Below are 10,194 nucleotides of genomic sequence, written 5' to 3' on the forward strand. Positions count from 1 at the left end.
TTAAATCCATAAATAGGTGTCCACTTAAATTTAAGTGGACACTATCGCGGTATTAATGAGTTAGAAAAAGTGGGGTTCAGCGGACGCTTACAATTAACCTTTTACATATTTATTTTTAAATCTCAACTTAAAAAACAAACCCTCTCAGATCGAGAGGTTTTGAATTAACTTCAACAAAAATTTTATGACGTTTGTAGTGAATTAACTTGTGAGTTTATAAGCAGGTACGCTACCAATAATAGTTGCTCGGTGCATAATGCGGTGTGCATCGCCATAATCAAACAGTGCTTTGTGCTGTGTGCAACGGTTATCCCAGATTGCAACATCACCTTCTTGCCACTGCCAACGTAAATGAAAATCCGCTTTTACACTATGCTCAAATAAATATATCAGTAACTCATCACTTTCTTGCTGTGATAACCCATTAATACGTGTCGTAAAACCTTCATTTACAAAAAGCACTTCTTCTTGTGTAACTGGGTGCCTACACACGACAGGATGTACAACAGGCGGATTTTTTTGGAAGCTAAGTTCAAGCTGTTTTAATTTTTCAGGTGTATTACCGTAGCGTTCTACAGGAAATGATTTACGAATATCATGTGTAGCAGTTAAACCACGAAGCTTTTGCTTTAATGCCTCAGGCAAAGCTTTAAAGGATGCTGTTGCACTTGCCCAAAAAGTATCGCCACCTGTTTGTGGAAGTTTGATCGCTTGCAACACACAGCCAAGTGGGGGTGTATGGCTAAATGTCACATCTGTATGCCAAAGCTCATTGTCTTTTAAGTCTTGTTGATGGCTATCTAATACAATAATTTCAGGTGCTTGTGGCAACGATAGGAAAATTGGATGTATATGTAATGGACCAAAACTATGTGCCAAAGCAACTTGCGAATCTGCACTTAAGTTTTGTTTTCGAAAAAACAAGACTTGATGCCCAAGTAGAGCGTCATGAAGATGTTGTAATTCATGCTCAGAAATTTGGTTTAGATCAATTCCTGAAATAATTGCACCAATATTTGGATTTATTTTTTCAATATTTAAGCTCATGATTCATCTTCTACTTTAAAACTGTTGTCCGTACCAAGGTGCAAGTTGTTTTTGCAACCAGCGTAAAAATAATTCAAAACTTACTGCAACTAGTGCAATTACAATAATGCCAAGTATTACCGCATCAGTGATTAAAAACTGTGCGGCTGACTGCACCATAAAACCAATACCACGATCAGCTGCTACTAACTCTGCTGCAACCAAAGTTGACCAACCTACCCCTAAACCAATACGAATACCTGTAATAATGTGAGGTAGTGCCGTTGGCAAAATCACATACTGTAAAACTTGACGTTTAGATGCACCTAAGGAAAGTGCTGCACGCTCACGGTTGGTTTGATGACTTAACACGCCATAAGTAGAACTAATCACCACAGGTGCAAGAATTGAAAAGAAAATAAGTAAAACTTTTGTCGTTTCACCAATACCAAACCAAATGACCAATAAAGGTAAATACGCAAGTGGTGGGATTGGACGTAGCAATTCAATGAGTGGATCAAGTACAGCTCTTACCCAACGGTTTAAGCCCATCCATAAACCCACAGGTATACCAATGACAATTGCAGCAAAAAGAGCAATAAAAACACGCCCAATACTTTCTGCCAAATGTTGCCAGAGTGTTGCTTTCATGAAGCCTTGTTGGCTGACTTCTACAAACTTTTGCCAAACAGCAGCAGGACTTGGCAAAAATAATTCGGGAATCAAATGCAGTGCAGTAACCCCATACCAAGCAAGTAAAACAGAAAGTACACTTACTAAACTTAATACTGTGGTTGCATATTGCTTAAAAATATGAAGACGTTTAGCCACTGTTTTACTGTTCGGTTTTGGTGCAATAATGGGGTTAAATTTCAGTACCGTTCGTGGTTGATTTGAACTCATTTAAACCTCCAAAGATTCTAATTTCTGTTGGCGTAATTGCTCAAATAACTTTTCACGTAACAGTATAAAATCCGAATCTGATTTAATTGAACGGATCGACTCACCATCTCTATAACGTTGAGCGAAATTTAAATGTAATATTTCAATAATTTTCCCAGGATGTGCAGACATCAATACCAATTGATGACTCAACAATAGTGCTTCTTCGATATCATGCGTGATTAAGAAAAAACCTTTGTTTTGTTGAATCCATAAATCTAAAACTAGTTGTTGCATATTTTCACGTGTAAATGCATCTAAAGCAGCAAAAGGTTCATCAAGTAAAATAAAAGGCGCATGGCTAATTAAAGCTCTTGCTATTCCAACACGTTGTTTCATCCCTCCTGAGAGCTGCCAGATATTGGCTTCTGTCACATGTGAAAGCCCAACTATTTTTAAAATTTGACTCACATGCTGTTCAATTTCTTTAGTCGCTAAACCTTTTAACTTCAGAGAAAAGCCTACATTTTCAGCGACATTTAGCCAAGGTAGTAAAGCATGTTCCTGAAATACAACCGCTCGCTGATCACTTGGAGCTGTGAGCACTTGATTATCAATTTTTACTACACCATGATCTGCCTGTTGAAAACCTGCCAAGATATTCAATAATGTAGTTTTGCCACAGCCTGACTCACCTAAAATTACAGTAAGAGAGGACTCGGGAATATTGAGATAAATATTTTCCAATATTGGTGTCGTGCTGTTGTTATAACTTAAGCTGATATTTTCTGCCTTAAGTACACTCATGTTTGGCTCCTTAAGGTTTTAAAAAGCTTGCGTTAACATTGGTTTGATAACTTTGTTTAACTTTGTCTACCTTGCCTTGTGATTTTAAGAACTCAGCGGTATCTAGAATATTTTTAGCAAATTTCTCTACAAAAAGTTGCTGTTGTTGTTCTTTGTCTAAGTAAATATTGCCAGATAAAAGTAATGGAATATCTTTTGCGTTTGAGCCTGTTAACTCAGAAATTCGTGCTAAATATTCTGTATTATTTTTAAATTCTTCAGGGTCTTGTTGATATTCATTAATCGTATTTAATGATGTCTGTACAAAAGACTTTAAAAATTCAGGTTTTTTCTCTGCAAAATCTTTACGTACCACCCAAACATCATATGTTGGTGCACCCCAATCAGCGACTTGTTTGGAATCTGCCAAAGATTTATCCGACGCAAGTAATTTACTTAATGCTGGCTCCCATACATAGGCTGCCTCAATATCACCACGCTCCCAAGCTGCTGAAATTTCAGGTGGACGTAAGTTAATAATTTTGACTTCTGATTCATCAATATTCCAATGTTTCAAAGCTGATAACAAGCTGTAATGTGCTGTTGAAACAAATGGTACGGCAATAGTTTTGCCCTTTAAGTCAGGTGGTGATTGAATTCCTGCTTTATTATTTACAACTAATGCTTCTGAAGAACCTAGTTTCGCAGCTACAAAAAATACTTCTATAGGTAAATCACGGCTTGCCGCAGCCGCTACAGGACTTGAACCAATATTTCCAATATCGACATCACCAGATGCTAAAGCATTGACAACATCCGCTCCTGTATCAAATTTTTTCCACTGAATATCGTTTCCACTATCTTTTTCATATTCACCTTTTGCCTGTGCGATTTTAGTTGGGTCAATTCCTGTTTGATATGCAATCACAACAGGTTTGTCATTTTTTGATACTGCTTGAGGATTCGTATCTAGTTTTTTAGCTTGAAAATAGATAAATGTAGCAATTGCAATCACTACAATGACTGTCACAATTAGTGGCTTAGTTGCTCGGCTCATGATGATTTAACTCGATATCTTTTTTAATATATTGGTTATAGATAGATACGCTAAAGTAAATTTTGTATATTAAAAAATAAAAAAAATGGCTTTGTTTATTCGAAAATATGATTAGGCTGAGTAAGATTGTTTAATAGATCTCTGTGGCACTTCATTTGAGAATCCAAGATTTATGAAAGAGATCTAATATTGAGACTATTAATCATTGGTACTATTAAGCATTCAAATGGCAAATCTTGATCAACTTATAGAACAATTGCGAAATAACCCCAAAAATATCCGCTATGCCGATTTACTCAAGCTTTGTAAGCAATATTTTGGTGAACCAAAACAAACAAGTAGTACTCACACGGTCTTTAGAACACCGTGGTAAGGTGATCCTTGTATTAGTCTTCAAGATGGTAGCGGAAAAGCTAAACCTTATCAGGTTAGGCTAGTATTAGCTGCACTTGATAAACTTAAAACATTGTGAGGTGACAAATGGATAGCAAACAATATACTTATCGTGTTACATGGTTAGCAGAAGAAAATGAGTATGTCGGTCTATGTGCCGAATTTCCATCACTGTCTTGGCTTGATGCTGAACAACCTAAAGCATTTTCAGGGATTGTTGATCTTGTTAGTGATGTTGTAGCAGATATGATCAGCAATAATGAGAAATTACCTGTACCACTTTCAGAAAAAAGTATAGCGGACGGTTTGCTATTCGTGTTCCATCAATAGTTCATCAAAAACTAGTACTTGAGGCTGCGGAGCGTGGCGTGAGTATGAGTCGCTTGGCGTCAGCAAAATTTGCTATGTAATTTTATATCCTAGTAGTCTACTAACAATCAAAATGACTAGTAGACCATCAACAAGAATAGATGGTCGGTTTATCCAATAATTTGAATTCAAAATATATCTAACTATAAGTTTTAAAAATATTTTATTTTTTACTGGAAAAAATAAAAATATGAGGATGAAATAAGGCAATCACTCACAATTTAACTATAAATTTAACGTAAAGTTGGCAAATCCCCAATAATGACTTTCACAATGCATATAATAATTGTTATCATTCTCATTTAAATTGTTTAATAAATTTATAGATAGAATTTTCGATGATAAATAGCCCGAATATGCATGTAATAGCAACTGAAACAATGACTTCAACCACTCCATCAAGCCAAAATAAAGTTAAAGCAAATATACTGGCTTATCGTGGAATGATTTTATATCGCTTTATTTTGGCAGGTGTCGGTGGTTATATCCTTGCTTCACTGGCTGCTATCGTGATTGCCCAATTATTCATGGAGGCTGGAAGCAGTGCAGCCATGTCGGCCACCTTGATTGCTTTTAGCTTAAATACTGCGGCCTTTATTTGGGTATTTATGGTAAACAAGACTCTCAAAGCGACTCTCGGTATCCTGATTCCCAGTGTTTTGCTCTATATCACCTATAAATTCCTAGGAAATTAAGATGAGAGTAGATGCAAGACAGGAAGGTCCACGCCAGTCGATGTCATGGTTGCATACCTGGGCTAGTCTGATTTTAGGCTGGCTTTTATATGCGATTTTTTTGACCGGAACCTTAAGTTTTTTCCAGAATGAAATCAGCCTCTGGATGAAACCGGAATTTCATCAATCAATCCCACAAAACAGCCAAATCGAACAAACCCGTGTCGCATTGGCTTATCTCCAACAGCATCATCCGGATGCTGGCAGTTGGGCAATTCAGCTTCCTAACTCACGCCAGACCACCACTACATTGAATATTCGCAGTGTCGGTGAAGATCCTCGTGCACGTCGTGGCGGTACCCGTATTACTCTTGATAGTACAACAGGGGAAATTTTGGAGGCCCGTGAAACACGTGGAGGCTCCTTCCTCTACCGCTTTCATTTTGAGCTGTACGGCTTGCCCCGGCTCTGGTCACGCTGGATTGTCGGTATTGCTACTCTACTCATGCTAGTCGCCATCATTAGCGGTGTAATTACCCATAAGAAAATATTTAAAGACTTTTTCACTTTTCGTCCGGGCAAAGGTCAGCGTTCTTGGTTAGACGCACATAATGCCACTGCGGTATTTGCTCTGCCCTTTCATATCATGATTACCTTTAGCGGTTTATTACTGCTGGTCTTTCCTTTGATGCCGTGGGGTATTAACCAGATTTATGAAAATCGAGGAGCATTTCTGCAGGATCAACGTCAGAGCTTGATTCAGGATAAGAGTACTCAAACTGAATCTAGTAATAGTGAGCAGTATCGGCAGCGTAGTGAAGGTCGACACTCTCAAAGTAAAGCTCCATCTACACGCCCTGCTCCATTAACAGATCTGGCACCGATAATGGCAACAGCGGAAAAAGAATGGATAAGTAATCCGGTGGGCACAATCAGTATCATCCAGCCGAATACTACCAAAGCCGAAATTGAACTCCGCGCTTTAAATGGCGTGAGTGTGGCTTATCGTAACATTTATCCGAGTCTTACTTTCAATGGCGTGACAGGCGAGTTAAAGGCGGATCGAACTACCCTAAAAACACCTTCAGTTGCAAATGGTATCTATAACGTATTCACTACCTTGCATGAAGCACGTGGCGTGGATCTGGCTCTACGCTGGTTACTGTTTATGTCAGGTGTGGTCGGCACTTTAATGATTGCGACCGGTTTGATTCTTTGGTGTGTAAAGCGTGCGCCACAACAACAGAAGCAAGGCTATAAATCCTTTGGCTATCGTCTTGTGGAGGTCACCAATATCGCTGCCATTATTGGTTTACCGATTGCTTGTGCTGCCTACTTTTATGCCAATCGCTTTATTCCGGCAGATATAGACATGCGACTGAACTGGGAGATTCGTAGTTTCTTTATCGTTTGGTTGCTGACATCGCTGTATGCCATGATTCGTAGCCACCGACAAGCCTGGCTAGAGCTTCTAGTGCTTGCAACTACGGCATTCGCATTGTTGCCAATCATTAATTTCCTGACTGGCGGTCAGGCAATCTGGAATACCCTCCTGAATGGTCAATGGATGATTGCTTCTTTTGATCTGGTGATGTGGGTGCTTGCAATCCTGTTCTGGTTTGCGTTCAAGAAAGTGAAAAACTATAAAGGCTTGCCGCCGAAAAAATCCAAAGCGATGCTCAAGGAGAATCAGGCATGATGTTCTTCTTATTGATTTGGGCTTTGACTTCACTGGGTTTTTTTACACTCGCCGCGTCTATGTCAAAACATCAGAAACAGATCTTTGCTAAAGAGTTAGATACTTCCAAAACCAGACTGACCAACATTCTTGGCTGGGTGATATTGATTCTGCCACTTATTGTATGCCTGTTCGCTGGCACAGTCAGCAACATGATCAGTTATTGGCTCGGCAGTTTAACTTTTGCCGCATTGGTCGTGAGTTTAAGTCTGAGTTATCTACAGAGTAAAATTAAAGTAATTGTATTGATCTGTGCGGTGATTGCTGTGATTTCAGGCATTTTTTTCTTGATCTAAAGTTGTAATTTACCCATCCTCATTTGAAAAGTTGATCTTCGGATTGGCTTTTTTCGTTTAAATTCAGCTGAAGTACAGTTTGATTTTTTTAAACTTATATGCAAAGTGACCATGCAATCTTTAAATAATATTTTTACATATAAATTATTTTCTTATAATTTGACTAGGGCGTGTCCTCATTTCATTTAACGAAGCAAATTACTCTGTATCTTGTTTAATAAATCAGCAATTCCTTCATTAAACATTCAATTTTAAGCATCTAAATAGTCATTTTTTGAACTATTTATCAAATGAGGACAGCCCCTAATATAGAACCCTCTCTATAGATCGTAAGCTTCTATCCGAACATCCAGACTCTCTATTAACTTTAATTTGTAAAACTAAGTTATATAACCCCCATTAAAATAAATGATATTGATAATAATTATCAGTTGCAATACCAAGAGCATTTGTTACACTTTGCAATAAATTTCACATAGTCTTTTTAGACATATTAGGATGCAGTGACCAATGACTAAGCCATTTTTAAAGTCTACTTTAGCATTTGCTATATCAACAGTAATGACTAGTACAATATTTGCAGAAGAAACGTCCCTTTCACAGTTCGAAACAACCAAAGCGACCGAAGCAACCAAGTTACAGACAATTGTTGTAACTGCTGCAGGTTATGAGCAGGATGTGAACCAAGCACCCGCTTCAATGACAGTGATTACTCGGGAAGAATTAGACAAACGTAATTATAATGATATCAATGATGTTCTACGTAATACTCCCGGCGTGGTAGTGACCGGTTCAGGATCTGCACAAAGTATTAGTATTCGTGGTATGGGATCAAATTACACCTTATTTTTAGTCGATGGAAAACGCCAATATTCTAAAGACGTAAATCCGAATGGTGACGACAGCGGTTTTGAAAAAAATATTTTACCGCCTATGGCAGCTATTGAGCGCATTGAAATTATTCGTGGCCCGGCATCTACGTTGTATGGTACTGATGCAATGGGGGGTGTTATTAACATCATTACCAAAAAAGTTACCGATGTATGGACCGGCACAGTTGAAGTAGGTACAGTATTACAAGACAGTAATCAATCTGGTGATATCAAAGAAGGTTCAGTCTACTTAGCAGGACCATTAATTGCCAATAAACTCGGTTTACAGCTCGGACTAAATAAACAAGAACGTGAAGAAGATGCATATATTGGTGGTTTCCGTAATACGGAACGAGAAAGTATTAATGGCCGTTTAACCTACATTCTTAACGATGACCATGACTTAAAGCTTGATGCTAACTTTGTTAATCAAACAGCTGCAACGACAGTAGGTAAAACTGTTGCTGTTGCAGGACCGGGTGAAAAACAGGCAACAGGCAGTAAAGGTCGCAATTATCGCAGTGTATATAGCCTAACGCATGACGGCCATTACAATGATACGTTAACCAGTCGTAGCTATGTGCAACTTGAAAACTCAAAAAATCCAGATCGTAGCAATGGTATTACCAGCGGTATTGAAACAGATACCTGGATTGCCAATACTCAATGGGATTGGGATCTAAGCAAACATCAATTGGTTTTTGGTGCATATTTTAAAAATGAAGAAATGATTGATCGTGCTACCAATCAAAATGAAAAGCTACCTATTACTGAATTAGAGCGTTGGGGCTTTGCATTATTTACTGAAGATACCTGGTCTATTACTGAGCGTTTTAATCTGACAACGGGTGTACGTTATGATCATGATAAAAACTATGATGGTAATTTCTCACCTCGTATTTATGGGGTATATAACCTTAATGATGCCTGGATTTTAAAAGGTGGTGTATCGACTGGTTATAAGCAACCAGATTTAAAGCAGTCTTCAAGTGAGGTGCATTCAGTAACAGGTAAAGGCAGTGCCTTTATTATGGGAAATGATGATTTAAAACCCGAAAAATCCATAACTTATGAATTAGGTACGGCTTGGCAAGGGGCTCGCTCAAATACAACTTTAACTGCATATTATACTGAGTTTAAAGACCGGATTAGTGAAGACCGCATCTGCCAATCACCAAATGGTGAAAATAATAAGCCATCTACATGGGTATGTCCTGATCCTTTTGATCGTTTAGATAATAATGGTAATCCACTGATGTGGAACTTCTACGGTAGTCGCTTTAATATTGATAAAGCGGCAATGCAAGGTATTGAAGCAACATACGATGTAGAGTTGGCTGATAATGTGAATCTAGCTGCAAACTATACCTATACGGATACTGAAATCCAGTCAGGTCAATATAAAGGTAATTCCTTGAATCAGATGCCGGAACACATGTTCAATATCACGGTTGACTATGGGATTAATGACCAGCTAGATGTATGGAGCCGATTGCATCATCGTAGCGAAACCTCCCAGTCTTTGGGGCGTTCATCAATGACTATGGCCAATCCAGCCTATACATTCCTCGATGCCGGTTTTAATTACCAGTTTAATGCGAACTTGAAAGGCAAATTTGGTGTATATAATATATTGGATGAAAAAGCAGAAGATGTAGACGGTGATCAATTGTTAGATGGACGTCGTTATGGGGTAAGTTTAGTAGCTACGTACTAGAATTTTATTAAAAAGATAGCTAATAAAACTTAACGCGATGCTGACATATGGGGATCTATAAATAGCTTTGTACAATTGTTTTTAAACTGAAGGTGTTCGCTTAGGCGTTCACCTAATTAAATACTTGAACAAGCTCGAATCCTACTTAAGCCAATGACTCCACAACTTAAATCATTGGCTTATTCTGATGGGTTAATTGATACTCACATAACGATGCATAAATTCTACTAAGAAATCCATGAATACTACGTGCTTGACTTGTCTCTATCTTATTGCGTTATTTTAAGTGATATTCCTCTGTACACGACAAAAATAGATAACTCATTGAAATAATGTCATAATAATTGTTTTCTAACGACGAATACTATGACACATCTCAATGAG

10 protein-coding genes and 1 pseudogene are annotated in these 10,194 nt (G+C 38.0%); 6 read left to right on the forward strand and 5 right to left on the reverse strand.

Going from position 1 to position 10,194, the window contains the following annotated elements; all coding sequences use genetic code 11:
- Positions 1–201 precede the first annotated feature (201 nt).
- Genes tauD through tauA form a run of 4 tightly spaced genes read right to left on the reverse strand, consistent with a single transcriptional unit; the run spans position 202 to position 3,751 of the window.
- A complete protein-coding gene (tauD, locus tag NI467_RS13795) occupies positions 202–1,047 on the reverse strand; it encodes a taurine dioxygenase (RefSeq protein ID WP_253153418.1) in 846 nt (281 codons plus the stop codon).
- Positions 1,048–1,062: 15 nt separating this feature from the next.
- Positions 1,063–1,929, reverse strand: coding sequence for a taurine ABC transporter permease TauC (tauC, locus tag NI467_RS13800; RefSeq protein ID WP_253153419.1), 867 nt, complete (start codon positions 1,927–1,929; stop codon positions 1,063–1,065).
- Positions 1,930–2,715, reverse strand: a complete 786-nt coding sequence (locus NI467_RS13805) for a taurine ABC transporter ATP-binding protein (RefSeq protein ID WP_253153420.1) — start codon at positions 2,713–2,715, stop codon at positions 1,930–1,932.
- 10 nt (positions 2,716–2,725) lie between these two features.
- On the reverse strand, positions 2,726–3,751 hold the full coding sequence (tauA, locus tag NI467_RS13810) for a taurine ABC transporter substrate-binding protein (protein WP_253153421.1): 1,026 nt from the start codon (positions 3,749–3,751) through the stop codon (positions 2,726–2,728).
- A 480-nt stretch (positions 3,752–4,231) separates the two neighbouring features.
- Between tauA and NI467_RS13815 the strand changes: the two genes are divergently transcribed.
- The 6 genes from NI467_RS13815 to NI467_RS13840 all read left to right on the forward strand — a co-directional run bounded on the left by NI467_RS13815 (position 4,232) and on the right by NI467_RS13840 (position 9,810).
- Entirely contained in the window at positions 4,232–4,474 is a 243-nt protein-coding gene (locus NI467_RS13815) for an antitoxin HicB (protein ID WP_253153422.1), read from the forward strand.
- Positions 4,471–4,554 carry a hypothetical protein gene (locus tag NI467_RS13820; RefSeq protein ID WP_228723981.1) on the forward strand — a complete coding sequence of 28 codons (84 nt, stop codon included), beginning with the start codon at positions 4,471–4,473 and terminating at the stop codon, positions 4,552–4,554. Before NI467_RS13815 ends, NI467_RS13820 begins: the two co-directional genes overlap by 4 nt.
- 297 nt (positions 4,555–4,851) lie before the next feature.
- A complete protein-coding gene (locus tag NI467_RS13825) occupies positions 4,852–5,208 on the forward strand; it encodes a hypothetical protein (protein ID WP_174659096.1) in 357 nt (118 codons plus the stop codon).
- Between the two features lies 1 nt (position 5,209).
- Positions 5,210–6,886, forward strand: a complete 1,677-nt coding sequence (locus NI467_RS13830; RefSeq protein ID WP_253153423.1) for a PepSY domain-containing protein — start codon at positions 5,210–5,212, stop codon at positions 6,884–6,886.
- A complete protein-coding gene (locus NI467_RS13835) occupies positions 6,883–7,221 on the forward strand; it encodes a DUF3325 domain-containing protein (protein WP_253153424.1) in 339 nt (112 codons plus the stop codon). Before NI467_RS13830 ends, NI467_RS13835 begins: the two co-directional genes overlap by 4 nt.
- Positions 7,222–7,731: 510 nt before the next feature.
- The gene (locus NI467_RS13840) at positions 7,732–9,810 is read left to right on the forward strand and encodes a TonB-dependent receptor domain-containing protein (RefSeq protein ID WP_253153425.1); all 2,079 of its coding nucleotides are present in this window, start codon (positions 7,732–7,734) and stop codon (positions 9,808–9,810) included.
- Between the two features lie 166 nt (positions 9,811–9,976).
- Here the strand turns inward: NI467_RS13840 and NI467_RS14960 are convergent.
- Positions 9,977–10,138: pseudogene (locus NI467_RS14960) on the reverse strand (IS982 family transposase); the annotation flags it as partial.
- Positions 10,139–10,194: the final 56 nt, after the last annotated feature.

It is taken from the genome of Acinetobacter sp. S4397-1, from assembly GCF_024129285.1.
Lineage (GTDB): Bacteria > Pseudomonadota > Gammaproteobacteria > Pseudomonadales > Moraxellaceae > Acinetobacter > Acinetobacter lwoffii_C.